This window comes from Pseudoxanthomonas broegbernensis, from assembly GCF_014202435.1.
GTDB classification, from domain to species: domain Bacteria; phylum Pseudomonadota; class Gammaproteobacteria; order Xanthomonadales; family Xanthomonadaceae; genus Pseudoxanthomonas; species Pseudoxanthomonas broegbernensis.
Genome location: NZ_JACHGU010000005.1, coordinates 173007 through 199675, shown reverse-complemented (window position 1 = coordinate 199675; position 26669 = coordinate 173007). Strand labels below are relative to the sequence as shown.

The following is a 26669-nucleotide window of genomic DNA, read 5'->3' as shown; positions in this document are numbered from 1 at the left end:
TTGGCCCGGAACCCGGCGTCCCATCGGTGAGGTTGAGCGGACGGCCCGGCGGCGCTGAAATGGCGGCCCGGATTCTTTCCCCGATTCCCCGAGGCTTCCCATGGAATACCGCTACCTTGGCCGCTCCGGCTTCCGCGTTCCCGCCCTGAGCTTCGGCACCGGCACCTTCGGCGGCAGCGGCGCGCTGTTCAGTTCCTGGGGCAGCACCGACGTGGCCCAGGCGCGGCGGCTGGTCGACATCTGCCTGGATGCCGGGCTGAACATGTTCGACAGCGCCGACGTGTACTCCCGGGGCGCGGCCGAGCAGATCCTGGGCGAGGCGATCAAGGGCCGCCCGCGCGATGCGCTCATCCTGTCCACCAAGGCCACCTTCCGCGCCGGCGAGGGCGAGAACCAGGTCGGTTCCTCGCGCCATCACCTGATCCACGCGGTGGACGCGGCGCTGCGGCGCCTGGGCACCGACTACATCGACCTGTTCCAGTTGCACGGCTTCGATGCGCAGCCGCCGGTGGAAGAGGTGCTCTCGACCCTCGACAACCTGGTGCGCGCCGGCAAGATCCGCTACCTGGGCGTGTCCAACTTCTCCGGCTGGCAGTTGATGAAATCGCTGGCCGCCGCCGACCGCCATGGCTGGACGCGCTATGTGGCCCACCAGGCCTACTACTCGCTGGTCGGCCGCGACTACGAGTGGGAACTGATGCCGCTGGCGGCCGACCAGGGCGTGGGCGCGGTGGTGTGGAGCCCGCTGGGCTGGGGCCGGCTGACCGGCAGGCTGCGCCGCGGCCAGCCGCTGCCGGAGGGCAGCCGCCTGCAGGCGCAGGCCTCGCTCGACTCCGGCCCGCAGGTGCCCGAGGAATACCTGTACCAGGTGGTCGACGCGCTGGAGGAGGTCGCCGCCGAGACCGGCAGGAGCGTGCCGCAGGTGGCGCTGAACTGGCTGCTGCAGCGGCCCACGGTGTCCAGCGTGATCGTCGGTGCGCGCGACGAGGCGCAATTGCGGCAGAACCTGGGTGCGGTCGGCTGGAGCCTCGCGGCCGACCAGGTGGCGAAGCTGGACGCGGCCTCCGAACGACCCAAGCCCTATCCGTACTGGCACCAGGCCGGGTTCAAGTACCGCAATCCGACTCCGGTATGAGGCTTGCGCGTCCGTCGCGACCCAGGGGGCTCGCCCTGGCGGGAACCGGTCCTGTGCGGCGCCGCACAGGACCCTGCCGCCGGGCTTCGCGTTCGCCGGACGCCGCCGGGCAGTGCGGGGCTTCCTTCCGCCGGGATCGTGCCGGCACCCGCCGCAGGCTACGGCGCTTCCTGGGTCCGGCCATGAGCGTCGACGATGAAGCGCGCCCGTTGCTTGCCGTAGTAGAACGTGGCCCGGTAGCTGCCGGCGTCCTCGCCGGTGCCGCGCTCGCACAGCACGGAGATCTTGCCGTCGGCCATCAACTGGCGGAATGCGGCCACCTCCAGGCCGATCGTGCGCGCCACCAGCACGCCATCGATTTCCAGCGATTGTGCCGTTGCGTTCATGTCCCAGGCTCCCGCATGGCATGCATGCTCGCCCAGCGGCGCCCCGGCCGCCTTGACCTGGGTCAGGGTTGAGGGCGGGGTCGCCCGTGGGTTGCGCGGGGTTCATGCCCGGGCGCGGCCCTCCCGCGGCGATGGCCGATAATGCGCGCCCGCTCCCAGGGCCATCCGCGTGAGTCTTCCCGACGATCCTCTCAAGGCGCTGCTGCTGCCGTTCGACGACGGCACGCTGGCGTGGCCGGCGCAAGGCCGCGTCGCATTCCTGCGCGCGCGCGATGGCTGGCCGCTGCGCCGGCATGCCACCGCGCGGCTGCGGTGCGAGCAGGGCTTCAAGCCGCTGGCCGACGGCTTGCGTCAGGCCGGGCTGGACACGCGGGTGGAACTGGGGGAGACGGCGGACGCGGCGCTGGTGCTGGTGCTGCCGCCGCGCCAGCGCGACGAGGCGCGTGCGCTGCTGGCGCATGCGGTGGCGATGGCCGCGCCGGGCGCGCGGGTGGTCGCCGCGGTGGCCAACGATGAAGGCGCCAAGTCGCGCGAGCGCGACCTGCGCGACCTGGCCGGCCTGGAAGGCATCGCCACCAAGTTTCATTGCCGCGTGTTCTGGACGCCGCCGCTGGCCGGCACCCACGACACGGCGCTGGCCGCGCGATGGCGGCAGGCCGATGCGCCACGCCCGATCCTCGGCGGCCGCTTCCACAGCCGGCCGGGAGTGTTCGCGTGGGACCGGATCGACCCGGCCTCGGCGCTGCTGGCCGCGCACCTGCCGGCCGACCTGGCCGGTCGCGGCGCCGACCTGGGCGCCGGCTGGGGCTACCTGGCCGACGAGGTGCTGGCGCGCGCACCGGGCGTGCGGGCGCTGGACCTGTACGAGGCCGAGGCGCGCGCGCTGGAACTGGCCCGCGCCAACCTGGCGCCACGGGCCGCGCAGGCGGCGCTCGGGTTCCACTGGCACGACGCGACCGCCGGGCTGCCCGAAAGCGGCTACGACTTCATCGTCAGCAACCCGCCGTTCCACGGGCACGACCGCGGCGACCGGCCCGAACTGGGCCGGCGCTTCATCGAGGTCGCCGCGCAGGCGCTGCGACCCGGCGGGCGGCTGCTGCTGGTCGCCAACCGGCACCTGCCGTACGAGGCCACGCTGGCGCGCGCGTTCGCCAGCGTGCGGGGACTGGCCGAGGGCGGCGGGTTCAAGGCAATCGAGGCGGCCACGTCCGGCGCGGCACGGGGAGGCGCACGGTGAGCAAGTCGATGAAGCTGGTCAAGCACCTGGCCAACCTGGGCTACGGCAGCCGCAAGGAGGTGGCCTGGATGTTCCGCGAGGGCCGCGTCACCGATGCCGCCGGCGAGGTGCTGTACGCCGACGACCCGCTGGACCACGGCAGCGTGCGCGTGGACGGGCAGCCGCTGGACCCGCCGCCGGGCCTGGTGCTGATGCTGCACAAGCCGGTCGGCTACACCTGCTCGATGAAGGACCCCGGCCGCATCGTCTTCGACCTGCTGCCGCCGCGCTTCCGCCTGCGCGACCCGGCGCTGTCCACCGTCGGCCGCCTGGACCGCGACACCACCGGCCTGCTGCTGCTCACCGACGACGGTGCGCTGCTGCACCGGATCGTCTCGCCGAAATCGAGGCTGGCCAAGGTCTACGAGGCCACCCTGGCCGACGCCCTGCGCGGCGACGAGGCCGGCCGGTTCGCCAGCGGCGCCCTGCTGCTCGAATCGGAAACCACGCCGCTGCTGCCGGCGCGGATGGACGCACTGGCGCCGCGCCGCGCGCGCCTGGTGCTGCACGAAGGCCGCTACCACCAGGTGCGGCGCATGTTCGCCGCCGTCGGCAACCGCGTGGCCGCGCTGCACCGCCCGCAGGTGGGCGGGCTGGCCTTGGGCGAACTGCCCGAAGGCCACTGGCGCGCGCTGGACGCCGCCGACCTGGACCGCCTGTTTTCCCCGGAGACACCGTGACCGCAAACGTTCTGGACGCTTCCCCCGCCCCGCTGGCGTTCTCTCCCGTGGCGGTGATCTTCGACATGGACGGGCTGATGCTGGACAGCGAGCGTGCCATCACCGACTGCCATGCGCGCGCGGCCGCCGACCTGGGCCATGCGTTGCCGCCGGACTACTGGCTGCAGATGGTGGGCACCGGCGACGCGGTCTGCCGGGCGAGGCTGGTCGAGCGCCTGGGCGAGGAAGCCGCCGACGCGCTGCTGGCGCGCTCGGGCCTGCTCTACGAGGCGAAGGTGGATGCGGGCATCCCGCACCGGCCCGGCATCGTGCCGCTGCTGCGGTGGCTGGCCGGGCGCGGCATCCCGCGCGCGGTGGCCACCTCGACGCGGCGGCCGCTGGCGCTGCGCAAGCTGGAGAAGGCCGGGCTGCTGGGCTGGTTCGACGCGGTCTGCACCAGTTCCGACGTGGCCCATCCCAAGCCCGCGCCGGACGTCTACCTGCTGGCCGCGCGGCGGCTGGGCGTGGACCCGGCGCACTGCCTGGTGCTGGAGGACTCGCCCACCGGGGTGCGCGCCGCGCTGGCCGCGGGCATGACCCCGGTCCAGGTGCCGGACATGCTGCAGCCCGACGCGCAGGTGCGCGCCCTGGGCCACCGCATCGTCGCCTCGCTGGATGAGGCACGGCGGCTGCTGGAGGCGCGGCTGGCCTCCGCGTAGGAGCGCCCTTGGGCACGAGGGGCGTGCCGGGGGCGTTTCCCCCCGAAACCCGTCGCGACCAAGGCCGTTCCTGCAGGAGACGGGGGTTCCGGCCCGCCGGCCCTGGAACAATCCGCCTGAGGCGGGCGTTCCTCCAGGAACCGGCCGCCGGCCTATAATCGACATGTGCTCCGTTCCCGCCATCTCCACCGATCGATGACCCGGCTGGCACTGCTGGCCGTACTGCTGCTGGCGCTGGCGCCGTCGGTCAGCCGGGCGCTGTCGGCCGGCAGTACCCAGGTGCTGGCGGGCTGGTCGGAGCTGTGCACCACCATGGGCCTGCAACTGCTGCCCAGCCCGGCCCGCTCGCTGTCGGGCGAACCGGCGCCTGCCCCCGTCAACGGCGACTACTGCGACTACTGCCCGCTGGCCGCCTCGCTGCCGCTGGTGCTGCTGGCGCTGGCACTGCTGCTGCTGGCCTGGCCGCAGGGCGGGCGCCTGTCGCTGCCGCCCGCGCCGCGCCTGCGCATGGCGGCCAACCTGCGTGGCCTGGGCAGCCGCGGCCCGCCGATCCTGCTCTGAACCACGCCGTCCTTCCGTGACCTGCACGGCCGCCGTGCCGTGCCCGCGTGCCTTGGAGCTTCCATGCCCATCCGTTCCCGTGCGGCGCCGCGCGCGCCGCGATCGTTCGTGGCGGCCGCGCCGCCCGCCTGCACCGTGTCCGACCGCAGCCGCGACCTCAGGCGCCGCGCCTGGCGCTGGCACTTCGTCGCTGCGCTGCTGGTGATCCCGTTCGTGCTGTGGCAGTCGGCCACCGGCACGCTGTATCTATGGTCCGCGCACTGGGTCGACCAGCGCCATCCGGACCTGCGCTTCGTCGAACCGGCACCGGAGATGGCGCCGCTCGACGCGCAGGTGGCGGCCGCGCGCCGGTTCCATCCGGGACGCGTGGTATCCGGCATCGTGGTGTCCGCCGATCCGGCGCGCAGCACCCAGGTCGTCCTCGGCGGCGATCATGGCCTGCCGCTGGCGGCCTTCGTCGATCCGCACCGTGGCGTACTGCTCGGCAGCCTGGAGGGCAGCGCCTGGCCGATGGGCTGGTCGCGCAGCCTGCACGGTGGCTGGCCACTGGGCGATCCTGGCAGTTGGCTGCTGGAGATCGGTGCCTGCTGGACCATCGCGATGGTGCTCACGGGCCTTTACCTGTGGTGGCCGCGCGACGGCCGCCGCTGGCGTGCGCTGCTGCCGCGACTGGACAGCGGCGGCTGGGTCTTCTGGCGCGACCTGCACGCCTGCGTGGCGGTGTGGTTTTCGCTGTTGATCGTGCTGTTCCTGTGCACCGCGCTGCCGTGGACCAGTTTCTGGGGCGGCCACGTGCTGACGTCGCTGCAACAGGCGCTGGGGCAGCAGGCGCCGCGCGCGGCGGGCTTCGCCCCGGTGTTCGCCGGCACGGGCGCAAAGGCGGACGATCCGCTGCAACGCATGCTGCGGCAGGCGCGGGCGCGGGGCATGCGCGGCGACCTGATGTTCCACATGGTCGACGGCCCGCCCGGGTCGGCGGTATCGGTACGCGACCTGAAGGCGCGCGGCGGACAACGCTTCCTGCTGCTGGACCGCGGCGACGGTCGCGTGCTGGAGGAGGCCGGGCGCGAGCAGCTTCCCGCCATCGCCCGCGCCGTGGCCCTCGGCGTGGACATCCACGAGGCCGACTACTTCGGCCCTTTCGGTCCATGGATCAACACCGGCTTCGCCCTGGCCCTGGTCTGGCTGTGCGCGACCGGGGCGATGGCCTGGTGGCGGCGCAAGCCGGCCGGCGCGCTGGGCATGCCGCCCGCGCCGCGACAGGCATGGCCCTGGGGCTTGCGCTTGGGCGCGCTGATCCTGTTCGTGACGTTGCCGTTGCTGGCCGCTTCGGCGCTGCTGCTGTGGCTGGGCGAGCGGGGGTGGCTGCACCTGGCACCGGGACGGAGGCGGGCCGCATGAATCATCCCCTTCCGGCGCACCTGGCGTCGCCTGCGCGCCTGCCCATTCCATTTCCCTCAAAGGGCTGCCCTCCCATGGAGCGCCTCTGCTTCCGTTTCCGCCCGGCCATTCCGGCCCCGCGCATGAGGTTCGCGTCGCCCGCGGCGTGCGCCTCGCGTCTGGCCTTGGCCATCGCCCTGGCGGCCATTCCCGCCGCCGCCGTGGCCGCCGACGCGACCGCCGACCCGACCACGCTCGATGCCGTCCAGGTGCGCGCGGCGGGGATCGGCTCCCTCAAGGCCGAGCGGGCGCGGACGCCGGGCCACGTCGCCGTCATCGATGCGGAGGACTTTCGCGAGCGCACCGTCACCCACATGGCCGATGCGCTGCGTTACGTGCCCGGCGTGTGGACCGAGAGCGGTACCGGCGGCGATGCCATCTTCATCTCCAGCCGCGGTTCCAACCTGGACGCCACCGGCTACGACAGCAACGGCATCAAGCTGTTCCAGGACGGCCTGCCGGTCACCACCGCCGATGGCAACAATCACAACCGCTTCCTCGACCCGGCGGCGGCCCGCTATGCGGTCGTCGCCCTCGGCGCCAATGCGCTGACCTACGGCGCCAGCACCCTCGGCGGCGCGATCGACTTCATATCGCCCACCGCGCGCAACGGCGTGCCGGACGAAATTGCCTTCACTGCCGGCAGCCATGGCCTGGTAGCCGGACGGACGGCCGTCGGCGGCGTGTCCGGCGGCATCGATGGCCGGATCACCCTGGAAGGCAAGCGCCGCGACGGCTACCGCGAGCACGGGCGCCAGGAGCGCCGCGGCGCGCATGCCAACCTCGGCTGGCAGGTATCCGAAGGCTTCGGGCTGCGCTTCTTCGCCGCCCACGTGGACAACGACGAGGAACTGGCCGGGCCGCTGACGCGCGCGCAGTTCGACGCCGACCCCTACCAGGCACAGCCGTCTGCGATCACCGGCAACTTCCAGTTGAACGTGCGCAGCAGCAGGCTGGCCGCCAAGGGCGCCTGGGACATCGACGGCCGCAGCCGCCTGGAGTTCGGCGTGTCGTGGGAGGACCAGCGCCTCTACCATCCGATCGTCGACAAGGTCATGGTCGACTTCGACGGCCCAGGGCCGCTGCAGCCGGTGGAGGTGTTCAGCCTGCTCCGGGAAGCCGACCAGCGCACCTGGGGCGGGATGGTCCGCTACAGCATCCGTCTCGGCGACCACGACGTGCTGGCCGGCGCCAACCTGGCCGACACCCGCGAGAAGGGCGGCAACTTCCGCAACGACGGCGGGCGGCGCAACGGCCGGACGGCCCTCACCGACAAGCGCTCCGACAGCGTGGAGGCGTTCGTGGTGGACCGCTGGAGGTTCGCGCCGGACTGGACCCTGGTCTATGGTGCGCAGGGCGTGCTCACCGGGCGCGACGTGCGCAGCACCGACGTGGCCAGCGGTGCCCGCGTCAACGCCAGGGCCGACTACACCTCGTTCAACCCGCGCCTGGGCGTGGTCCGCGCGCTCACGCCGTCCAGCGAGCTGTTCGCCAGCGCCAGCCGCCTGTATGAGGCGCCGACCACCTTCGAGCTGGAGGACGACGTACGCGGCAGCGGCGTCCTGGACGCCATGCATGGCACCGTGATCGAGATGGGCCTGCGTGGCGGCACGGCCGCGCAGATGGACGCGGCGCACTGGCATTGGGACGTGTCGTTGTACTACGCGCGCATCCGCGACGAGATCCTGTCCATCGACGACCCGTCCGCGCCCGGCACCAGCCTGTCGGCCAATATCGACCGCACGTTGCATGCAGGTCTCGAGGCCCTGGCCGGGGGCAGCTTCCCGTTCGGTGGCGGCGCGCACCGCATCGAGCCGCTGGTCAGCGTCGCGTACAACGCGTTCTTCTTCGACGGCGATGCCGTCTACGGCGACAACCGGTTGCCGGCGGCGCCGCGTTACGCGGTGCGTGGCGAGGCGATGTATCGCCATGCCGGTGGATTCTTCGCTGGCCCGACGCTGGACCTGGTCGGTCCGCGCTACGCGGACTTCGGCAACGGCTACCGGGTCGGATCGTACCGGCTGCTGGGGCTGCGTGCGGGCGTCGACCGCGGCCGCTGGACCGTGTTCGGCGAGGTCCGCAACCTGCTCGACGAGGACTGCGTGGGTGTGCTGACCGTGCGCGACCGGGCCGGCATCGACGATGCGCTGCTGCAGGCCGGCGAGCCGCGTTCGGCGTACGTGGGCGTGCGCGTGCGCTTCTGACGGCGCGCCCGCTACGATGCGGGCAAGCCTCCATCGCGCGGCGTCGCGGCCGCGTATCCCCCGCTTTAACAAGGAGAACACGGTAATGAAGACGATGATGTTCGCCGCGCTGCTGGCCCTGGCGTCGGCAGGCTGCGCCCGGCACGACCACCAGCGCCTGGGCGACCTGGAGGTGTCGGTGGCCTGGGCCCGGGCCACGCCGCCGGGCGCGCCGGTGGCGGGCGGCTTCCTGACGGTGCGCAACCGCGGTGCGGCCGATGAGCGGCTGGTGGCGGTGGAGAGCGAGGCAGCGCAGAGTGTGGAGATCCACGAGGTGCGCCACGAAGGCGAGGTGGCGCGCATGCGCAGGATGGAAGCTGGGTTGCCGGTGCCGGCCGGGCAGACGGTCGTGCTGGAGCCGGGCGGCTACCACCTGATGTTCATCCGGCCCGCCAAGGCCTTCGAGGCCGGCGAACGGGTCGCGGCCACCCTGGTGTTCGAGAAGGCGGGGCCCCTGCCGGTCGAGTTCGAGGTCAGGCCGCTGGGGACGACGCAGCCGGAGGCGGCTCACCACCACCACTGAGCGAGCGGCGGTCGTCCGCGCGCCACGATGTTCCTGCCGTGGGGGCGACCTTGGCCGCGGTCGCCCTGCATGAGCCGCCTGCCATCGATGCGTCAGCCATGGCGGTCGCGGCCAAGCCGCTCCTGCACGGGATCGCCGGCGTCGAACAGCCGGCGCCAGCCCTCGTGGCCGAGCCGGCGCAAGGTGGCGTAGTTGCGCTCGACGATCGCGTCCGGGTCCGGGTAGGCCTCCACCGCACGGCCGACGCTGTCCTCGCGCAGCAGGTGCAGGGTCGGGTAGGGCGCGCGGTTGCTGTAGTTCTCGATGTCGTCCGGGCCGCTGCCGGCGAAGCGGTAGTCGGGGTGGAAGCTGGCCACCTGCAGTTCGCCGTCCAGCTCCAGCGCCTCGACCAGCGCGTCGGCCTGGTCGAGGAAGTCGTTGTAGTCCAGGAAGTCCTGCAGCACGTACGGGTGCACCAGCAAGGTGGTGTCGATCCGCTCGGCCGGGGTGTCGCGCAACCGCAGCAGTTCCTCGCCCAGTTGCTCGATCAACTGCCCGGGCGTGGTCGCGTCGCTGAACGCGAAGCGCACCTGCTCCTTCACGTGCACCGCCTTGGCGAACGGGCACAGGTTCAGGCCGATCACCGCCCGCTCCAGCCAGCGGCGGGTGGCGGCGATGGCCTCCGCTTCGCCGGGGCCGGCGGGGGCGTCGCGGTCGGCGGACATCGCGTGCGCCGTCAGTCGCGGAAGTTGTCGAACTGCAGCGGGATGCCGAAGTCGGCCTTGCGCAGCAGGGCGATGGCCTCCTGCAGGTCGTCGCGCTTCTTGCCGTTCACCCGCAGCTTGTCGCCGTTGATCTGGCTGTCGACCTTGAGCTTGGCGTCCTTGAGCGCGGCGGCGATCTTCTTGGCGGTCTCGCGCTCGATGCCCTGCTTGACCGTGACCTTCTGCCGCGCGCCGGCCAGGTTGGTCTCCACCTCGCCGAACTCCAGGCAGCGCACGTCGATGCCGCGCGCGGTGAGCCGCTGGCGCAGGATGTCGGTCATCTGCTTGAGCTGGAAGTCGCTGGGCGCGGACTGGCTGACCACGCTGTCCTCCAGCGCGAACCGGGCGTCCACGCCCTTGAAGTCGAAGCGGGTGGTCAGCTCGCGGCTGGCCTGGTCGACCGCGTTGGTCAGCTCGTGGGCGTCGACCTCGGAGACGACATCGAAGGAGGGCATGGCGGGACTCCCGGGGCGATGAAACGGGCATTCTAGCGTGGCGCCTGCCGCGTGCCCGGAGAAGCGGCGGCGCCGGTTTCGGAGCCGGGCATGGCCGGCGGCGGCCATGCCGGTATTCCATGGCTCCGGGGCGTGACGCCGCCTGAAGCCGGCCCCTGCCAGGGGGCGGAGGTTGCCCGCCGGCGTCCTGCGGAGGGGGCCGGGCACGGCCGCCGCGCCGCGCGATAATGGCGCCCATGTCCTCCTTCCGGTCCCCACGGGCGGCGATCGCCTGGATGCTCGTGGCCGTCGCCGGTTTCTCGCTGATGGACGCGGGCATGAAGCTGCTGGCCGCCCACTACCCGCCGCTGCAGGTCACCCTGCTGCGCGGCGCCGCCTCGCTGCCGTTCGTGCTGGCCTGGGTGCTGGCCAGCGCCGGGCCGCGCTCGATCGTGCCGGTGCGCTGGGGCCTGCACCTGCTGCGCGGCCTATTGGGCATGGCGATGATCGGCTGCTTCGTGTTCGCCCTCAAGCGCATGCCGCTGTCCACCGCGTACTCGATCTACTTCGTCGCGCCGCTGCTGGTGGCGGCCTTGTCGGTGCCGCTGCTGGGCGAGCGGGTCGGCCCGCGCCGCTGGACCGCCATCGGCATCGGCCTGCTGGGTGTGATCGTGGTGCTGCGGCCGGGCGTGGGCGGCATCGTGTCGCTGCCCGGCCTGATGGTGCTGCTGGCGGCCACCGCCTACGCCATCGCCGCGGTCACGGTGAGCCTGCTCACCCGCACCGATACCCCGCAGTCGATGGTGGTGTGGTTCCTGGCGATCCTGGCCGTCGGCGCGGGGCTGGCGGCGATCCCCGGCTGGGTGCCGCTGCGCTGGGAGCACGCCGGGCTGATCCTGGGCATGGGCCTGGCCGGCGCCTTCGGCCAGGTGGCGCTGACCCATGCCTTCATGCGCGGCGACGCCTCGCTGATCGCGCCGCTGGAGTACACCGGCCTGGTCTGGGTGATCGGCTGGGACTGGCTGTTGTGGCGCACCCTGCCGGATGCGGCCACCTGGACCGGCGCGGCGATCATCGTCGCCAGCGGCCTGTACCTGCTGCGCCGCGAGCGCGCGGTCGGCGCGGGCCGCGCGCCGCCGCTGGATCATTCCTGATCCCGGGCGCGCCTCCGGTCGAAGCCGGTTCCTGCGACGTAGCGCGAGGCGGGCGCCGGGCGCCGGCCATCGCGCTCCCGCCCCACATGCCGGGTGCCGCCGGGCCTGGAACGATCCGGAATGAGCATGGGACGCCGCGACCGGGCCGGGGCTGGCGGCAACTGCTAGGCTGCACGCCCCGCACGCCGCACCGTCCCCCGTTGATCCGTTTCCAGCAGGTCCACAAGTCCTACGCCGTCGGCGGCCGTCAGGTCGCCGCGCTGCAGCCGCTCGACCTGGATATCCGGGCCGGGGAGGTGTTCGGCATCATCGGCCACTCCGGCGCCGGCAAGTCCACCTTGATCCGGCTGATCAACCGGCTGGAGGCGCCCAGCGGCGGACGGCTGGCGGTGGACGGCCTGGACGTCACCGCGCTGGAGGCCGAGGGCCTGCGCGCGCTGCGGCGGCGGATCGGCATGATCTTCCAGCACTTCAACCTGCTGTCCTCGCGCACGGTGGCCGGCAACGTCGCCTTCCCGCTGGAACTGGCCGGCAGGCCGCGGGCGCAGATCGACGCCCGGGTGGCCGAGCTGCTGCAGCGCGTGGGCCTGGTCGAGCATGCCGGCAAGTACCCGGCGCAGTTGTCGGGCGGGCAGAAGCAGCGCGTGGGCATCGCCCGTGCGCTGGCCACCGAGCCCAAGATCCTGCTGTGCGACGAGGCCACCAGCGCGCTGGACCCGCAGACCACCGCCTCGGTGCTGGAGCTGCTGGCGCGGATCAACCGCGAGCTGGGCCTGACCATCGTCCTGATCACCCACGAGATGGACGTGATCCGCCGGGTCTGCGACCGGGTCGCCGTGCTGGATGCCGGGCGGCTGGTGGAGAGCGGTCCGGTGACCGAGGTGTTCCTGCACCCGAAGCATCCCACCACCCGCCGCTTCGTGTCCGAGGCCGAGCACGCCGACGAGGGCGGCCCGCATGCCGATCTCGGCGCGGTGCGGGGCCGGGTGCTGCGCCTGACCTTCCTCGGCGCGGACACCTACGCGCCGCTGCTGGGCCGGATCGCGCGCCAGACCGGGGTGGACTACAACATCCTGTCCGGGCGCATCGACCGCATCCGCGACACGCCCTACGGGCAACTGGTCGTGGCCCTGGCCGGCGGCGATGCCGATGCCGCGCAGCGGGCCTTCGCCGAGGCCGGCGTCACCGTGGAGGTACTGCGTCCATGAACACGATGACGGTCCTCGCCGCCGGCGGCGGCTTCTTCCGCAACCTGGACAGCCCCGGCAAGTGGGCCGATATCGGTCAGGCCACCCTGGACACCCTGGTCATGCTGGCCGGCGCGCTGCCGCTGACCGGGCTGGTCGGCCTGCCGCTGGGCGTGCTGCTGTTCCTGTGGGGGCCGCGCCAGTTGCACGAGCGGCGCGGGCCGTACGCGGTGCTGGCGCTGGCGGTGAACGTGCTGCGCTCGGTGCCCTTCATCATCCTGATGATCGCGATGATCCCGCTGACCCTGGCGGTGATGGGCACCTCGCTGGGCGTGCGCGGCGCGATCCTGCCGCTGGTGGTCGGCGCGGCGCCGTTCTACGCGCGCCTGGTGGAGACCGCGCTGCGCGAGGTGGACCGCGGCGTGATCGAGGCCACCCTGGCGATGGGCGCGACCACCTGGCAACTGGTCTGGCGGGTGCTGTTGCCGGAGGCCCGGCCGGGCCTGGTGGCCGGGGCCACGGTCACCACCATCGCGGTGGTCGGCTTCACCGCGATGGGCGGTACGATCGGCTCCGGCGGGCTGGGCGACCTGGCCTTCCGCGACGGCTACCAGCGCTCGCAGACCGACGTGGCCCTGGTCACTGTGGTCCTGCTGCTGCTGCTGGTGCAGGCGGTGCAGATGCTGGGCGACCGCCTGGTGGCGCGCTACAGCCGGCGCTGAGCCGAACGGGCCGGCGCCTCGGCCGGCCCGCGCCGCCGCGGTTGCGGGCCATGCACGCGGCCACGGCTATCCTTTTTCCTTCCGCCCGCCTCATTTCTTCCAAGGGTAATCCGATGCGTACCACCTTCCTGCCGATCCTGTTCACCCTGGCCGCGGCGCTGGCCGGTTGCGGCGGTTCCGGCGCCGCCGCCGATGCGCGCGGCGACACCTTGAGCGTGGCCGCCACCGCGGTGCCGCACGCGGAAATCCTGGAAGTGGTCAAGCCGATCCTGGAGCAGGAGGGAGTGACGCTGCAGGTGCGCGTGTTCAACGACTACGTGCAGCCCAACGACCAGGTCGCGCAGAAGCACATCGACGTGAACTACTTCCAGACCCGGCCCTACCTGGACGCCTATAACCGCGGCCGTGGCACCGGCCTGGTCGCCGTGGCCGGGGTGCACATCGAGCCGTTCGGCGCCTACTCGCGGCGGTACGCCTCGCTGGACGCGCTGCCGGCCGGCGCCGACGTGGTCATCCCCAACGACCCCAGCAACAACTCGCGTGCGCTGATCCTGCTGCACAAGGCCGGGGTGATCGCGCTGAAGGACCCCGCCGACGCGATGGCCAGCCAGCGCGACATCATCGCCAACCCGAAGGGCCTGAAGTTCCGCGAGCTGGACTCGGCGATGCTGCCGCGCGTGCTCGGCCAGGTGGACCTGGCGCTGATCAACACCAACTACGCGCTGGATGCCGGGCTGGACCCCACCCGCGACGCGCTGACCATCGAGTCCGCCGACTCGCCCTACGTGAACTTCCTGGTCGCCAGGGCCGACAACCGGGACGACCCGCGCGTGCAGGCGCTGGCGCGCGCCCTGACCGGGCCGCAGGTCAAGGCCTTCATCCAGTCCCGGTACAAGGGCGCGGTGCTGCCGGCGTTCTGAGCCGGCGCCGCACCGGGAAGGAGGGCGACCATGCCGCTGTTGCTGGCCCTGCCGCTCGCACTGCTGCTGGCCCTGGCCATCATGCTGGCGCTGCTGCCGCTGTCGCTGTGGCAGCGCTACCGGGTGGCGCGTTCGCGCCGGCGCGCGCGCGGCTGGGCGCTGGCGCTGGCGTGGTGGTCGTCGCTGGCGTCCACGCTGGTGTTCGCGCTGTTCGTGGCGGTGGCCGGGGTGTTCTGGCCGCAGGCCTGGGCGTACGTGGCGCTGGCCTATCCGGGCGGGCTGCTGCTCGGCCTGGCCGGGCATGCGCTGACCCGCTTCCAGGCCACCCCGCAGGGCCTGTACTACCAGTCCAACCGCTCGCTGGTGCTGGGCCTGGCGGTGCTGGTGGCGGTGCGCCTGGGGGCCGGGCTGGTGCAGGGCATGCGCGTGTGGCTGCGGGGCGCGCCGTGGCCGGAGAGCGGCTGGCTCAGCCATGCCGGCCTGCTGGCGATGGCCGCGTTATTGCTGGGCTATGCCACCGCGCAGGCTTTCGGGCTGTACCGGCGGGTGCGCCGCTTCGAGCGCCATCGCAGCTACGACCGTTCGCCGCGCTAGCGGCGCGTCGCAGCCCCCGCGGCGCGCATCCGGGTTAGCCTTGCGGCGGGGATGGACGCGGAGGGGCGCGATGTCGTTGGGATTCGTGGGTCGGCGGATGGCGCGTTTCCTCGCCCAGCCGCGCGAGGACTATGGGCGCGGGCCGAGCAGCCGCCGGGAACTGCTGGTGGCGGCGCTGCGCCGCGGCGACGTATTGCTGGTGGAGGGCACCAGCCGCTTCGCCGGCGCGATCAAGTACCTCACCCAGTCCACCTGGTCGCACGCGGCGCTGTGCCTGGGCACGCCGGTGGGCGCGGGCGAGCCGCAGTTCGTGGACGTGGACATCAACGACGGCGTGCGCACCGTGCCGCTGGCCGAGTTCGACGGCCTGCACGTGCGCATCTGCCGGCCGGTGGGGCTGGGGCAGGCCGAGATCGACAGGGTGGCCGGGCACATGCTGGACCGGCTGGGCTACAGCTACGACCTGAAGAACATCGTCGACCTGGCCCGCTACCTCATCCGCCAGCCGCCGATGCCCGACCCGATGAAGCGGCGCATGCTGGCGCTGGGCAGCGGCGAACCCACCCGCGCGATCTGCTCGACCCTGCTGGCCCAGGCCTTCGAAGTGGTGCGCTATCCGATCCTCCCGGAGATCGAGTTGCTGGACGCGGACACCGCCTCGGGCCGCCGCGCGCGCGAGGAAATCCTGCACATCCGCCACTACAGCCTGTACACGCCGCGCGACTTCGACGTCTCGCCGTTCTTCCAGGTGGTCAAGCCGCGGCTGGAGGCCGGCTTCGACTATCGCCGCCTGGTGTGGGCCGACGCGTTGCCGGCGCTGCCCGGGGGCAGCGCGCCAGGCGCGCCCGACGTGGCGGCCTGACGGCCCGGGGCGACTGGCCCGATTGCATAGGGGCTTCCCCGGGGAGCGGCCGATCGCAGTCGGTCAATCGGGCACCGTGTGGATGTCGGGATGGCCGGCGTGCGGTCGCCGGCGATGCCGGCGACACCGTTTCGGTTCGGATGCCCTTCCGCGCGGGCTGCCGCCCGCGCGGAAGAGAAGACGATCCCGCTTGCTGGATCAGAAGCGCGCGCCCAGCCCCACGCCGACCGTCCACGGGTCCAGGTCCAGCTCCTGCCCGGTGCCGCTGCCGGCCACGCGCAGTTCCGGCCGCGAGTGCAGGTAGCGCACGTCGGTGCGCGCGAACCAGGTCGGGGTGATGTTGAAGTCCATGCCGACGGTGCCGATGGCGCCCTTGGCCGTTTCCAGGCCCGCGTGGCCGTCCAGGCCGGCGATGTCCTCGTGGCTGAAGTTGGACTCGTGGTAGCCCAGGCCCACGAACGGGCGGAACACGCTGTCGGCCTGGCCGAAGTGCCACTGCGCGCTCAACGCCACCGGCTGCTGCTGTACGGTGCCGATCTTGCCCAGCCCGTCGGCGCGCACGCGATGGTCGAACGTGTCGGCCGCCCCCCACAGCTCCACGGCGAAGTTGTCGGTGGCGTACCAGCTCACGCTCAGGGTCGGCGCCGGGCCGCCGTCGACCTGCAGGCCGTCGGCCGCGTCGGAGGAAGGTTCGAGGTGGGCGATGCCGCCGACCACGGCGATGCGCTTGCCGGAGGCGGAATCGCCATCGCCGCTCTGGGCGAAGGCCGGCGCGGCGAGGGCCAGCGCCGGGACCAGGGCCAGGCTCAGGATACGAATGGACTGCATGGGGGAGTCTCCTGTTCGTTGTTGTAGTGCCCTTGGAGTGGGCGTGGCAGACCCTAGGCGCGGGCCGATGAACCGGGCCCTGCCCGCGGCGCATCGCCGGCGGTGCGATTCAGGCAACCGCCCGGCAGCCCCCGGGCGGCGCGCTATCGGCTCGCGGACGGGTTCACCCAACTGACGGCGGCGTGATGGAAAACGGCGCCGGTGCCGCTGCCATCGCGCGGGCCGGGCGGTCGCCGCGGGAGCGGATCGCGGCCGGACCGCGCGCGCTCCGCAGGCCCCGGTCCGCGCCCCGCGGCAATGGTCACGCAGGAAACATGTCGTGGGACAACGGCGTCGCGCCCGCGCCCGACGCCGCAGAGGTTGGCGGGGGGGCGTGGACGGACCACAATAGGGAAATCCTTTTCCCACGCATAAACGCCGGAGCCTGGCATGGCCGAAATCAAGGAAGCGCGCGTTCCCGACATCGGGGACTACAGCGATGTCCCCGTCATCGAAATCCTCGTCGCCGTGGGCGACACCGTGAGCCAGGACCAGGGCCTGATCACGCTGGAGTCGGACAAGGCCACGTTGGAAGTGCCTTCCCCCTTCGCCGGTGTGGTCAAGGAGCTGAAGGTCAAGCTGGGCGATACCCTGTCCGAGGGCGGCGTGGTGGCGCTGATCGAGGCCGCTGCCGCCGCGCCGGCCGCCAAGGCCGAGGCGCCCAAGGCCGAAGCCGCCCCGGCGGCCCCGGTGAAGACCGCCGAGACCGGCGCCAGGGTCGAGCCGGTGGCCGTGCCGGCCCAGCCGGACAAGCTGGCCCAGCGCGAGATCGCCCAGGAGAACGCTGCGCCCGTCGCCGCGCCGCGCACCCCGCCGGTGGAATTCGGCGCCGACAGCGTGCTGCCGGACAAAGTGCCCTACGCGACCCCGGCCGTGCGCCTGTTCGCGCGCGAGCTGGGCGTGGACCTGTTCCAGGTCAAGGGCAGCGAGCGCGGCGGGCGCATCACCCGCGAAGACGTGCAGCGCTTCGTCAAGGCGGCGCTGGCCGGCGGCGTGCCGGCGGCCTCCGGCGCCCCGGCGGGCGGGGGCGGCAACGGCCTGAACCTGCTGCCGTGGCCCAAGGTGGACTTCGCCAAGTTCGGCGAGGTGCAGACCCAGCCGCTGTCGCGGATCAAGAAGATCTCCGGCGCCAACCTGGCGCGCAACTGGGCGATGATCCCGCACGTCACCCAGTTCGACCAGGCCGACATCACCGAGCTGGAAGCCTTGCGCGTGCAGCTCAACAAGGAACAGGAAAAGAGCAGGTCCGGCATCAAGCTGACCATGCTCGCCTTCCTGCTCAAGGCCAGCGCCGCGGCGCTGAAGCAGTTCCCGGACTTCAACGCCTCGCTCGACGCGACCGGCGAGAACCTCACGGTCAAGAAGTACTTCCACATCGGCTTCGCCGCCGACACGCCCAACGGCCTGGTGGTGCCGGTGATCCGCGACGTGGACAGGAAGGGCGTGCTGCAGGTCGCCCAGGAGATGGGCGAGCTGGCGAAGAAGGCGCGCGACGGCAAGCTCGGCCCGGCCGACATGTCCGGCGGCTGTTTCTCCATCAGCTCGCTGGGCGGCATCGGCGGCACCGCATTCACCCCGATCATCAACGCGCCGGAAGTGGCGATCCTGGGCGTGTCCAAGTCCTCGATGCAGCCGGTGTGGGACGGCAAGCAGTTCGTGCCGCGCCTGACCCTGCCGCTGTCGCTGAGCTACGACCATCGCGTGATCGACGGCGCCGCCGCGGCGCGCTTCACCACCTATCTGGCGCAGGTCCTGGCGGACATGCGCCGCGTGCTGCTGTAACGGGCGAGGCGCGGCGTGCTGGCGCGGCACCGCCGCGCCGCCGCGACGAGCGCCCGGCCATGGATGGCCGGGCCGGACGTTCCGGAGCCGCTGAATTTGCGCCAGGGACGGCAACTGCCAAATTGAAGCGAGGCTGTTAATGGCGAACACGATCGAAGTGAAGGTTCCGGACATCGGCGACTATTCCGACGTACCGGTGATCGAGGTGCTGGTGGCCGTCGGCGACACGGTGGCCAAGGACCAGGGCCTGGTCACCCTGGAGTCGGACAAGGCCACGCTGGAAGTGCCGTCCACGGCCGACGGCGTGGTCAAGGAGCTGAAGGTCAAGCTGGGCGACACGCTGTCCGAAGGCGCCGTGGTCCTCGTCCTGGAGACAGCGGGCGCCGCCGCGCCGGCCGCCTCCAAGCCGGCCGCTCCGGTGCCTGCCGCGCCGGCCCCCGGCGGCGGCAAGGTCGAGGTGAAGGTGCCCGACATCGGCGACTACAGCGGCGTGCCGGTGATCGAGGTGCTGGTGGCCGTGGGCGACACGGTGAAGAAGGACCAGGGCCTGGTCACCCTGGAATCGGACAAGGCGACGATGGAAGTGCCGTCCTCGGCCGACGGCGTGGTCAAGGAGCTGAAGGTCAAGCTCGGCGATTCGCTGTCGCAGGGCGACGTGGTGGCGGTGCTGGAATCTTCCGCCGGCGCCCCGGTGGCGGCCGCCCCGGCGAGCAAGCCGCCGGTGTCGCCCTCGCACCGCGCCCCGGCCGAGCCGCCGGCGCCCAAGCCCGCGCTGGGCACCGGCAAGCCGGCCGACATCGAATGCCGCATCGTGGTGCTCGGCTCCGGCCCCGGCGGCTACACCGCCGCGTTCCGCGCCGCCGACCTGGGCCTGGACACGGTGCTGGTCGAGCGCTACGCCAGCCTGGGCGGCGTCTGCCTCAACGTCGGCTGCATCCCGTCCAAGGCGCTGTTGCACTCGGCCGCGGTCATCGAGGAAGCCGCGCACGCCGGCGAGTGCGGCATCGAGTTTTCCGCGCCGAAGATCCACCTGGACAAGCTGCGCGCCTACAAGGAAAAGGTCGTCGGCCAGCTCACCAAGGGCCTGGCCGGCATGGCCAAGCAGCGCAAGGTGCGCACGGTGCAGGGCGTGGCCAGGTTCGTCTCCCCGCACGAGCTGGAGATCGCCGGCGCCGACGGCAAGACGCAGTTGCTGCGCTTCGAGCAGTGCGTCATCGCCGCCGGTTCGCAGGCGGTGAAGCTGCCGAACTTCCCGTGGGACGACACGCGCATCATGGATTCCACCGATGCGCTGGAACTGGCCGAGGTGCCCAAGAGCCTGCTGGTGGTCGGCGGCGGCATCATCGGCCTGGAGATGGCGACCGTGTTCGCCGCGCTGGGCGCGAAGGTCACCGTGGTCGAGTTCATGGACCAGTTGATGCCGGGCGCCGACAAGGACCTGGTCAAGCCGCTGGCCGACCGCCTGAAGAAGCAGGGCATCGAGGTCCACCTGAAGACCAAGGCCGCCGGCGTGAAGGCCGAGAAGAAGGGCGTGACGGTCACCTTCGAGTCGGCCGTCGATGGCCAGAAGCCGGCGCTGGAATCGGGCACCTGGGACCGCGTGCTGGTCGCCGTGGGCCGCGCCCCGAACGGCAGGAAGATCGACGCCGAGAAGGCCGGCGTGCACGTGGCCGACCGCGGCTTCATCCCGGTGGACCGGCAGATGCGCACCAACGTGCCGCACATCTTCGCCATCGGCGACATCGTCGGCAACCCGATGCTGGCCCACAAGGCCACCCACGAAGGCAAGCTGGCCGCCGAAGTGGCCGCCGGCGAGAAGAAGGAATGGGTCGCCCGGGTGATCCCGTCGGTGGCCTACACCAGCCCGGAAGTGGCCTGGGTCGGCATCACCGAGAACGAGGCCAAGGCCAAGGGCCTGAAGGTGGGCGTGGGCAAGTTCCCGTGGGCGGCCAGCGGCCGCGCCATCGGCATCGGCCGCACCGAGGGCTTCACCAAGCTGGTCTTCGACGAGGCTACCCATCGCATCGTCGGCGCGGGCATCGTCGGCGTGCATGCCGGCGACCTGATCTCCGAACTGGCGCTGGCCATCGAGATGGGCGCGGAGGCGGCCGACATCGGCCACACCATCCACCCGCACCCGACCCTGGGCGAAACCGTGGCGATGGCCGCCGAGGTGTACGAGGGCACCATCACCGACCTCTACATCCCGAAGAAGAAGTAGCCGGGACCGGATCGGTGTGAGTTCTGCGGGAACCCCGGCGCAAGCCGGGGTTCCTGTTTGTAGGGTCGGGGCCGGCACTGTTGGCCTTCGGCGTGGCCCCCGCAGGCGGGAACCAGTACCTCTGGCGTGTGATCGGGAAGGGCCGGTCCGGGAGCCCTGGTCGCGGCGTTCCGGCACGATGCCTGCCGCCGTTCATGTCCCCCGGCTCCGGCCTGTGGCCGAAGCCTCCTCCTTTACTTCTACTTCCCGTCGGCAGGCATCGCACCGGAACGCTCCGAGCCGGCGGGCCCACCCCAAAAGCACCGACTGCAGCGTGGCACCCCCGAGAGTCCCTGGAGTCGAGAACAGCCCCCTTGAGTCAAGGGGGCACGCCGGCAGGCGCGGGGATCTGGAGGTTCATGAGCTGGGGCCCGAGGTTTGCGCAGCAAACCTCGGGGTCCTGACGCGCATGCGCGTTCAGAACGCAAAGGTCACCCCGACCACCGGCCCCTTGAAGCGCTGGTCCCAGCCGACGATGCCGTCGCGCATGTCCTCGCCGGCGATCGTGCGCTTGACGTCCAGCCGGTACCACTCGTAGCCGGCGAACAGGCCGAAGTTGCGGGTGAAGCGGTATTCGGCCAGCGCGTTGGCGCGGCTGATGCTGCCGTCGTAGTCGCCGAAGTCGCCCCAGTCCGCGTCCAGGTACTGGGCCTGGAGGTTGAACAGCCAGCGCTCCCCCGGCCGCGCCGTCAGGCGCACGCCCACCACCGGCGCGACCCCGTCCTCGCCGGCGCTGTCGCTCCAGCGATCGCCGTCGGCCTGCGCTTCCAGGCTGGCGGTGGCCTTGGCCCATTCGGCGCCGATCTGCAGGCCCAGGCTGAAGCCGTCGTTCTCCACCACCGCGTAGTCGTACATCAGGCTGGCCAACTGGAAGTCCAGCTCGGCCTGCGCATGGCTGCCGGCGGGGATGGTGACCTCGTCGTAGGCGATGTCCTCGTCCAGCGTCTCGCGCCGCTTCTTGTCGTAGTTGAAGTAGTCGAACACCAGGCGGTGGCGGTCGCCGAAGCGGAACACGCCGTCCACCCGCGGCACCCACTCCTTGCCGCCGAAATCGAAGCTCTCGGAGAAGCGGTAGGGCTGGCCCTGGTGGGTGGTCGAGGCCGACAAGGTGGTGTCGGCCGCCGCGCTCATCGCGCCCAGGCGCAGGGTGAAGCGGTCGGCCTCCTGAGCGTGGGCGCCGGCGGCGATGCAGGCAAGGAGGGCGGCGGCGAGGACGGAAACGGCGTGGCGTGGTTGCATGGGGGCGTGCGGTCGGGGGAAGGGCCGCCACTATCGCGGTCGCAGGGTCCACGGCCCGTGACGCCCTGCACGGCGCGGCCCATTGGCGCGGCCGGAAGATGCCGCGATCCGGGGCCGGATGCGCACAACGACGGCGCCGGCGCCTCCCCGGGCCACGTTTGCCCCTGAAACGGTTGCGCCGGCGGGAACGGGCTGCTATCAATGGCCCCGTGAACACGCAGCGCGCCTCCTTCTACTGGTACTACTTTCCGAAGCCACAGGCGGAGGAAGGGGTACGCGCGTTCTGAAGTTCGAACACCGGAACACACCCCTGAAAGCCGCCAGAAGCACTGGCGGCTTTTTTGTCGCCAGTCTCCGGCGGTACGAACAACAAGGAGCACCCCCATGGCCCCCAATACCGACGACCTGCGCATCCGCCGCATCGACGCGCTGGCTCCGCCCGCGCAGTTGATCGCCGAACTGCCCTGCACCGAACAGGCTTCCCAGACCGTGGCCGACTCGCGCCGCGCGCTGCACCGCATCCTGCACGGGCAGGACGACCGGCTGGCCGTGGTGATCGGCCCCTGCTCGATCCACGACCCGGGCGCGGCGATGGAATACGCCCAGCGCCTGCGCCCGCTGCGCGACAGCCTGGGCGACGCGCTGGAGATCGTGATGCGGGTCTATTTCGAGAAACCGCGCACCACGGTGGGCTGGAAAGGCCTGATCAACGACCCGGACCTGGACGGCAGCTTCAACATCAACAAGGGCCTGCGCCTGGGCCGTGCCCTGCTGCGCGACATCAACCTGCTGGGGCTGCCGGCCGGCTGCGAGTTCCTGGATACGATCTCGCCGCAGTACATCGCCGACCTGGTGGCCTGGGGCGCCATCGGCGCGCGCACCACCGAGAGCCAGATCCACCGCGAGATGGCCTCGGGCCTGTCGTGCCCGGTGGGCTTCAAGAACGGCACCAGCGGCAACGTGCGCATCGCCGCCGACGCGGCGATGGCGGCCGCGCATTCGCACCATTTCCTGGCCGTCACCAAGGATGGCCACTCGGCGGTGGCGACCACCGCCGGCAACCCCGACTGCCACGTGATCCTGCGCGGTGGCAAGGCGCCCAACTACGACGCCGACAGCGTGCAGGCCGCCAGCGACGTGCTGGCCAAGGCCGGCCTGCAGGCGCGGCTGATGATCGACGCCAGCCACGCCAACAGCGGCAAGAACCCGGACAACCAGCCTGCGGTGGTCGAGGACATCGCCCGGCAGGTCGGGGGCGGGGACGGGCGCATCATCGGCGTGATGATCGAAAGCCACCTCGTCGGCGGACGCCAGGATCTCGTGGACGGCCATGCCCGCATCTACGGCCAGAGCATCACCGACGGCTGCCTGGGCTGGGAGGGTTCGGTGGCGGTGCTGGAGCGGCTGGCGCAGGCCGTGCGCCAGCGCCGCGCCCGCGGCGGGGACAGCGTGGCGGCCTGAGGGCCGGCTCTGGGGAGGGCCGGCGCGGGTATGACCGTGCCGGTGCGCCCCATTGCGCGCATCCGTCCTGGTCGGGTCGGCCAGTTTCGGTTTCGTTTTCACGGCCCACGCCGTGCATGCGCGCGTCCGTTTCGTGCCACGCCTATGTGCGCCTGATCCGCCGTGACGGCGTTGCAGGCTTCCGACAATCGGCTCCAGAGTCTCCGTCGCGTAGCGGGCGGGTGGCATGCCCAGACCTGCGCTGGCGGCGTCCTTGGCGCAATAGCAGCGCTGTTACCGGTGTCATCTTCATGTTTCGCGTATTCAGTTTCTCCCCGGGAAATCGCGAGAAATTGAACCTCCGAGTGCTGTTTTGCAGTGCAGCGTGCAAAGCCCATGAGGGCTCCTTCACGATGGACCCGCATCCCGACGTGGGGGAGGGAGCAGGCCCGCTGGCAGTTCGCTGCAAGCGGGCTTTTTTTTTTGGTTCTTCTCCGCCCGCTTCGGCGATGCCCTCCGATCCTGGCGTCCCGTAGGAGCCGAGCATCGCTGGCGAGCGCCATGCCGGCAGGGCAGCCGTTCCGGTGCCTCCGCCCATTCCTCGCGCCCGGCCGTCTTGCGCCACAATCGCGGCAATGGATACCGACCCGCATCCCGCATCCGATGCCGCCATCGAGGCGCTGCGCCTGCGCTGCGCCGAACGTGCGCTGGCCACCCTGCGCGCCGCCTCGCCGCGACATGCGGCACTGCTGGAGGACGCCGCGCTGCGCGAGCGCGTCGAGCGCGTGGCTTTGGCCAGCGACTTCGCCCTGGATACCCTGCGCCGCCAACCGGTGCTGCTGGAACACCTGGCCGCCACAGACCCGCCGCCCCTGGCCGAGCCGGTGCTGGACGCGGAGCAGCCGACCGCGTGGGCGGCGCAGTTGCGCCTCTACCGCACTGCCGAATCCACGCGCCTGGTCTGGCGCGACGTGCTCGGGCTGGACGAGGTCGATGCCACCCTGGCCGGCAGCACGCGCCTGGCGGAGAACTGCCTGCGCCTGGCGCTGGACGCGCTGGAGCGCGAGTTCGCGCAGCGCCATGGCCTGGTCCGTGCCGCCGACGGCACGCCGCAGCGGCTGGTGGTGTTTGCCCTGGGCAAGCTGGGCGGCGGCGAGCTGAACTTCTCATCCGACGTCGACCTGGTCTACGCCTACCCGCGCGACGGCGAATCCGACGGCCGCCGCGCGCTGGCCGCCGAGGACTACTTCGCCCGCCTCGGCCAGCAACTGGCGCGGCTGCTGGACGAGCCCACCGCCGACGGCTTCTGCCACCGCGTGGACCTGCGCCTGCGCCCGTTCGGCAACGCCGGGCGGGTGGCCTGGTCGTTCGCGGCGATGGACCAGTACTTCCAGCGCGAGGGCCGCGACTGGGAGCGCTACGCCTGGCTCAAGGCGCGCGCGGTGGCCGGCGACACCGCCGCGGGCGAGGACTGGCTGGAGACGCTGCGCCCGTTCGTCTATCGCCGCTATCTGGACTACACCGCGCTGGACGGCCTGCGCACGATGAAGGCGGCGATCGTGGCCGAGATGCAGCGCCGCGACATGGCCGATGACCTCAAGCGCGGCCCCGGCGGCATCCGCGAGATCGAGTTCCTGGTGCAGTCGCTGCAATTGATCCGCGGCGGCCGCGAGCCGGCCCTGCGCGGCCGCCGCCTGCTGCCGGCGCTGGACGCGCTGGTGGCCGCCGGGCAGATCGCCGCGCAGGACGGGCGGGCGCTGGCGCAGTGCTACCGGTTCCTGCGGCGGCTGGAGAACCGCGTGCAGATGCTGCGCGATGCGCAGACCCACGCACTGCCCGAAGACGGCGAGGACCGGTTGCGCCTGGCGCTGGCGCTGGGCTACGGCGGCTGGCCGGAACTGGCCCAGGCATTGGCCGCGCGCCGCGCCCAGGTCTCGGCCGAGTTCGATGCGCTGCTGGTGCCGCGCCGCGGGCAGGCCACGCCCGACGCGCTGGGCGGCTACTGGCGCGCGCTGCCCGGCGGCGGCCAGGCCCAGGCGCTGGCCGAGGCCGGTTTCGTCGATGCCGACGGCGCCGATGCGGCGCTGCGCGACTTCGCCCGCGGCAACGGGGTGCGGGCGCTGTCGGACGCCGCGCGCGCGCGCCTGGACCGGGTGGTGCCGGCGCTGCTCGCCGCCGCCGCGCGATCGGCCCAGCCGGATGCGGCGTTGCGGCGCCTGCTTGGGTTGCTGCAGGCGGTCCTGCGCCGCGCCAGCTACCTGGCGTTGCTGGACGAGCAGCCCAGCGCGCTGGCGCGGTTGGTGGACGTGCTGGCGCGCAGCGCGCTGCTGGCCGAGCGCATCGCCGCCTATCCACTGCTGCTGGACGAACTGCTCGATGCCCGGGTCGCCGGCCCGCTGCCCGATCCGGGCGCCATGCACGCGGCCTGCGCGGCGGCGGCGCAGGGGCAGGACGACGACCAGGAGGCGGCGCTGCGCGCGCTCAACGAGGTGCGCCAGGCGCTGAGCTTCCGCATCGCCCTGGCGGCGCTGGACCGGCGTCAGGATGCGGTGGCGAGCGCGCGCCAATTGGCGGCGCTGGCCGATGCGGTGGTCGGCCAGGTGCTGCGCATGGCCGGCGCGGAGGTGGTCGCCGCCCATGGCACGCTGCCGGGCGGGCGCTTTGCGGTGATCGGCTACGGCAGCCTGGGTGGCCATGAGCTGAGCTTCGGCTCGGACCTGGACCTGGTGTTCCTGTACGACGCCGATCCCGCCGTGGTGTCCGACGGCGCGCGGCCGCTGGAGCCGGCGCGCTGGTACGCACGGCTGGCGCAGAAGATCGTGGGCCTGCTCGGCGCGGTCAGCAGCGCCGGGCGCCTGTACGAGACCGACATGCGGCTGCGCCCGGACGGCGGCAAGAGCCTGCTGGTGTCCTCGCTGGCCAGCTACGAGGAATACCAGGTGCAGCGCGCCTGGACCTGGGAGCACCAGGCGCTGGTGCGCGCGCGGGCGGTGGCCGGCGACGCGTCGCTGTGCGCGGAGTTCGAACGGGTGCGCGCGCGCACGCTGGCGCTGCCGCGCGAACCGCAGGCCCTGGCCGGCGACGTGGGCAAGATGCGCCAGCGCATGCGCGCTGAACTGGACCGCGGCGATGCCGCGCGCTTCGACCTCAAGCAGGGCGCCGGCGGCCTGGTCGACCTGGAGTTCCTGATGCAGTACGGCGTCCTGGCGCGGGCGGGCGAGGCGCCGGCGCTGCTGGCGCCGCGCGACACCCCGGCGATCGCCGAGGCCCTGGCCGCCTGCGGCTGGCTGGCGCATGGCGAGGCGTCCGCCCTGCGCGATGCGCATGCGGCATTGGTGGACGCGGGGCTGGGCTGCACCCTGGACCGCCGCCCCCGGCGGGTGGCGGAGGACACGGCGGTGGCCGCGGCGCGCGCGGCCATCGGCCGTGCGGTGCAGGACCACGGGCTGGACTTCGATCCCTAGCCGCGCCGCTGCGGCACGGCGGCTTGCCGTGGAGCCGGGAATTCCACGCCGCAATCCAG

The 26669-nt window shown here is 72.2% G+C and carries 23 protein-coding genes; 18 read left to right on the top strand and 5 right to left on the bottom strand.

From position 1 onward, the window contains the following. Positions 1–100 precede the first annotated feature (100 nt). The gene (locus tag HNR76_RS11660) at positions 101–1135 is read left to right on the top strand and encodes an aldo/keto reductase (RefSeq protein WP_162310247.1); all 1035 of its coding nucleotides are present in this window, start codon (positions 101–103) and stop codon (positions 1133–1135) included. A gap of 158 nt (positions 1136–1293) precedes the next feature. Here the strand turns inward: HNR76_RS11660 and HNR76_RS11655 are convergent, their stop codons facing one another. After that, on the bottom strand, positions 1294–1521 hold the full coding sequence (locus tag HNR76_RS11655) for a DUF6522 family protein (RefSeq protein ID WP_162310248.1): 228 nt from the start codon (positions 1519–1521) through the stop codon (positions 1294–1296). A 169-nt stretch (positions 1522–1690) separates the two neighbouring features. On the opposite strand from HNR76_RS11655, the gene HNR76_RS11650 reads away from it, so the two are divergent. From HNR76_RS11650 to HNR76_RS11620, 7 genes are all read left to right on the top strand, one after another. Then, positions 1691–2758, top strand: coding sequence for a class I SAM-dependent methyltransferase (locus HNR76_RS11650; protein WP_162310249.1), 1068 nt, complete (start codon positions 1691–1693; stop codon positions 2756–2758). An 8-nt stretch (positions 2759–2766) separates the two neighbouring features. Then, on the top strand, positions 2767–3477 hold the full coding sequence (locus HNR76_RS11645; RefSeq protein WP_162310410.1) for a pseudouridine synthase: 711 nt from the start codon (positions 2767–2769) through the stop codon (positions 3475–3477). Next, positions 3474–4175 (top strand): HAD family hydrolase, encoded by a 702-nt coding sequence (locus HNR76_RS11640; protein ID WP_282959741.1) that lies wholly within the window; start codon positions 3474–3476, stop codon positions 4173–4175. Before HNR76_RS11645 ends, HNR76_RS11640 begins: the two co-directional genes overlap by 4 nt. A 195-nt stretch (positions 4176–4370) precedes the next feature. Then, entirely contained in the window at positions 4371–4736 is a 366-nt protein-coding gene (locus tag HNR76_RS11635; protein WP_162310250.1) for a DUF2946 family protein, read from the top strand. A gap of 63 nt (positions 4737–4799) precedes the next feature. Further along, on the top strand, positions 4800–6137 hold the full coding sequence (locus HNR76_RS11630) for a PepSY-associated TM helix domain-containing protein (protein ID WP_162310251.1): 1338 nt from the start codon (positions 4800–4802) through the stop codon (positions 6135–6137). 122 nt (positions 6138–6259) lie between these two features. Beyond that, positions 6260–8380 (top strand): TonB-dependent receptor family protein, encoded by a 2121-nt coding sequence (locus HNR76_RS11625; RefSeq protein WP_162310252.1) that lies wholly within the window; start codon positions 6260–6262, stop codon positions 8378–8380. An 85-nt stretch (positions 8381–8465) separates the two neighbouring features. Then, a complete protein-coding gene (locus HNR76_RS11620; RefSeq protein WP_162310253.1) occupies positions 8466–8942 on the top strand; it encodes a copper chaperone PCu(A)C in 477 nt (158 codons plus the stop codon). A 92-nt stretch (positions 8943–9034) separates the two neighbouring features. Here HNR76_RS11620 and HNR76_RS11615 read toward each other — a convergent pair whose 3' ends face one another. Next, complete coding sequence (locus tag HNR76_RS11615) at positions 9035–9646, bottom strand: DUF1415 domain-containing protein (protein WP_162310254.1); 612 nt, start codon at positions 9644–9646, stop codon at positions 9035–9037. Between the two features lie 11 nt (positions 9647–9657). Next, positions 9658–10140: a YajQ family cyclic di-GMP-binding protein gene (locus HNR76_RS11610; protein ID WP_162310255.1), complete on the bottom strand. Its 483-nt coding sequence runs from the start codon at positions 10138–10140 to the stop codon at positions 9658–9660. A 236-nt stretch (positions 10141–10376) separates the two neighbouring features. Here HNR76_RS11610 and HNR76_RS11605 point away from each other — a divergent pair, with 236 nt between their 5' ends. From HNR76_RS11605 to HNR76_RS11580, 6 genes are all read left to right on the top strand, one after another. Continuing rightward, positions 10377–11273 carry a DMT family transporter gene (locus tag HNR76_RS11605; protein ID WP_162310256.1) on the top strand — a complete coding sequence of 299 codons (897 nt, stop codon included), beginning with the start codon at positions 10377–10379 and terminating at the stop codon, positions 11271–11273. Between the two features lie 200 nt (positions 11274–11473). Next, complete coding sequence (locus HNR76_RS11600) at positions 11474–12481, top strand: methionine ABC transporter ATP-binding protein (protein WP_162310257.1); 1008 nt, start codon at positions 11474–11476, stop codon at positions 12479–12481. A gap of 5 nt (positions 12482–12486) precedes the next feature. Continuing rightward, the gene (locus HNR76_RS11595; protein WP_162310412.1) at positions 12487–13182 is read left to right on the top strand and encodes a methionine ABC transporter permease; all 696 of its coding nucleotides are present in this window, start codon (positions 12487–12489) and stop codon (positions 13180–13182) included. Positions 13183–13295: 113 nt separating this feature from the next. Continuing rightward, positions 13296–14102 carry a MetQ/NlpA family ABC transporter substrate-binding protein gene (locus HNR76_RS11590; RefSeq protein WP_162310258.1) on the top strand — a complete coding sequence of 269 codons (807 nt, stop codon included), beginning with the start codon at positions 13296–13298 and terminating at the stop codon, positions 14100–14102. Positions 14103–14132: 30 nt separating this feature from the next. Beyond that, positions 14133–14696, top strand: a complete 564-nt coding sequence (locus HNR76_RS11585) for a DUF1453 domain-containing protein (RefSeq protein ID WP_162310259.1) — start codon at positions 14133–14135, stop codon at positions 14694–14696. 70 nt (positions 14697–14766) lie between these two features. After that, positions 14767–15558 carry a C40 family peptidase gene (locus HNR76_RS11580; protein ID WP_162310260.1) on the top strand — a complete coding sequence of 264 codons (792 nt, stop codon included), beginning with the start codon at positions 14767–14769 and terminating at the stop codon, positions 15556–15558. A gap of 198 nt (positions 15559–15756) precedes the next feature. Here HNR76_RS11580 and HNR76_RS11575 read toward each other — a convergent pair whose 3' ends face one another. After that, positions 15757–16386: an OmpW/AlkL family protein gene (locus tag HNR76_RS11575; protein WP_162310261.1), complete on the bottom strand. Its 630-nt coding sequence runs from the start codon at positions 16384–16386 to the stop codon at positions 15757–15759. A 429-nt stretch (positions 16387–16815) separates the two neighbouring features. Here HNR76_RS11575 and aceF point away from each other — a divergent pair, with 429 nt between their 5' ends. Together aceF and lpdA are read left to right on the top strand one after the other, a co-directional pair. Continuing rightward, positions 16816–18207 (top strand): dihydrolipoyllysine-residue acetyltransferase, encoded by a 1392-nt coding sequence (gene aceF, locus HNR76_RS11570; RefSeq protein ID WP_162310262.1) that lies wholly within the window; start codon positions 16816–16818, stop codon positions 18205–18207. Positions 18208–18346: 139 nt separating this feature from the next. Further along, entirely contained in the window at positions 18347–20428 is a 2082-nt protein-coding gene (gene lpdA / locus HNR76_RS11565; protein ID WP_162310263.1) for a dihydrolipoyl dehydrogenase, read from the top strand. A 456-nt stretch (positions 20429–20884) separates the two neighbouring features. Here the strand turns inward: lpdA and HNR76_RS11560 are convergent, their stop codons facing one another. Further along, on the bottom strand, positions 20885–21706 hold the full coding sequence (locus tag HNR76_RS11560) for a hypothetical protein (protein ID WP_162310264.1): 822 nt from the start codon (positions 21704–21706) through the stop codon (positions 20885–20887). Between the two features lie 384 nt (positions 21707–22090). On the opposite strand from HNR76_RS11560, the gene HNR76_RS11555 reads away from it, so the two are divergent. Together HNR76_RS11555 and glnE are read left to right on the top strand one after the other, a co-directional pair. Continuing rightward, positions 22091–23167, top strand: a complete 1077-nt coding sequence (locus HNR76_RS11555) for a 3-deoxy-7-phosphoheptulonate synthase (protein WP_162310265.1) — start codon at positions 22091–22093, stop codon at positions 23165–23167. Between the two features lie 614 nt (positions 23168–23781). Then, complete coding sequence (gene glnE / locus HNR76_RS11550) at positions 23782–26610, top strand: bifunctional [glutamate--ammonia ligase]-adenylyl-L-tyrosine phosphorylase/[glutamate--ammonia-ligase] adenylyltransferase (RefSeq protein ID WP_162310266.1); 2829 nt, start codon at positions 23782–23784, stop codon at positions 26608–26610. Positions 26611–26669 lie beyond the last annotated feature (59 nt).

What these genes read in the sequence shown, in the direction of transcription:
- HNR76_RS11635 (WP_162310250.1), top strand. Translation starts at nt 4,371, where the DNA reads ATGACCCGGCTGGCACTGCTGGCCGTACTGCTGCTGGCGCTGGCGCCG.
- HNR76_RS11605 (WP_162310256.1), top strand. Translation starts at nt 10,377, where the DNA reads ATGTCCTCCTTCCGGTCCCCACGGGCGGCGATCGCCTGGATGCTCGTG.
- aceF (WP_162310262.1), top strand. Translation starts at nt 16,816, where the DNA reads ATGGCCGAAATCAAGGAAGCGCGCGTTCCCGACATCGGGGACTACAGC.
- lpdA (WP_162310263.1), top strand. Translation starts at nt 18,347, where the DNA reads ATGGCGAACACGATCGAAGTGAAGGTTCCGGACATCGGCGACTATTCC.
- HNR76_RS11630 (WP_162310251.1), top strand. Translation starts at nt 4,800, where the DNA reads ATGCCCATCCGTTCCCGTGCGGCGCCGCGCGCGCCGCGATCGTTCGTG.
- HNR76_RS11660 (WP_162310247.1), top strand. Translation starts at nt 101, where the DNA reads ATGGAATACCGCTACCTTGGCCGCTCCGGCTTCCGCGTTCCCGCCCTG.
- HNR76_RS11645 (WP_162310410.1), top strand. Translation starts at nt 2,767, where the DNA reads ATGAAGCTGGTCAAGCACCTGGCCAACCTGGGCTACGGCAGCCGCAAG.
- glnE (WP_162310266.1), top strand. Translation starts at nt 23,782, where the DNA reads ATGGATACCGACCCGCATCCCGCATCCGATGCCGCCATCGAGGCGCTG.
- HNR76_RS11585 (WP_162310259.1), top strand. Translation starts at nt 14,133, where the DNA reads ATGCCGCTGTTGCTGGCCCTGCCGCTCGCACTGCTGCTGGCCCTGGCC.
- HNR76_RS11575 (WP_162310261.1), bottom strand. Translation starts at nt 16,386, where the DNA reads ATGCAGTCCATTCGTATCCTGAGCCTGGCCCTGGTCCCGGCGCTGGCC.
- HNR76_RS11580 (WP_162310260.1), top strand. Translation starts at nt 14,767, where the DNA reads ATGTCGTTGGGATTCGTGGGTCGGCGGATGGCGCGTTTCCTCGCCCAG.
- HNR76_RS11555 (WP_162310265.1), top strand. Translation starts at nt 22,091, where the DNA reads ATGGCCCCCAATACCGACGACCTGCGCATCCGCCGCATCGACGCGCTG.
- HNR76_RS11625 (WP_162310252.1), top strand. Translation starts at nt 6,260, where the DNA reads ATGAGGTTCGCGTCGCCCGCGGCGTGCGCCTCGCGTCTGGCCTTGGCC.
- HNR76_RS11590 (WP_162310258.1), top strand. Translation starts at nt 13,296, where the DNA reads ATGCGTACCACCTTCCTGCCGATCCTGTTCACCCTGGCCGCGGCGCTG.
- HNR76_RS11615 (WP_162310254.1), bottom strand. Translation starts at nt 9,646, where the DNA reads ATGTCCGCCGACCGCGACGCCCCCGCCGGCCCCGGCGAAGCGGAGGCC.
- HNR76_RS11620 (WP_162310253.1), top strand. Translation starts at nt 8,466, where the DNA reads ATGAAGACGATGATGTTCGCCGCGCTGCTGGCCCTGGCGTCGGCAGGC.
- HNR76_RS11655 (WP_162310248.1), bottom strand. Translation starts at nt 1,521, where the DNA reads ATGAACGCAACGGCACAATCGCTGGAAATCGATGGCGTGCTGGTGGCG.
- HNR76_RS11560 (WP_162310264.1), bottom strand. Translation starts at nt 21,706, where the DNA reads ATGCAACCACGCCACGCCGTTTCCGTCCTCGCCGCCGCCCTCCTTGCC.
- HNR76_RS11595 (WP_162310412.1), top strand. Translation starts at nt 12,487, where the DNA reads ATGACGGTCCTCGCCGCCGGCGGCGGCTTCTTCCGCAACCTGGACAGC.
- HNR76_RS11610 (WP_162310255.1), bottom strand. Translation starts at nt 10,140, where the DNA reads ATGCCCTCCTTCGATGTCGTCTCCGAGGTCGACGCCCACGAGCTGACC.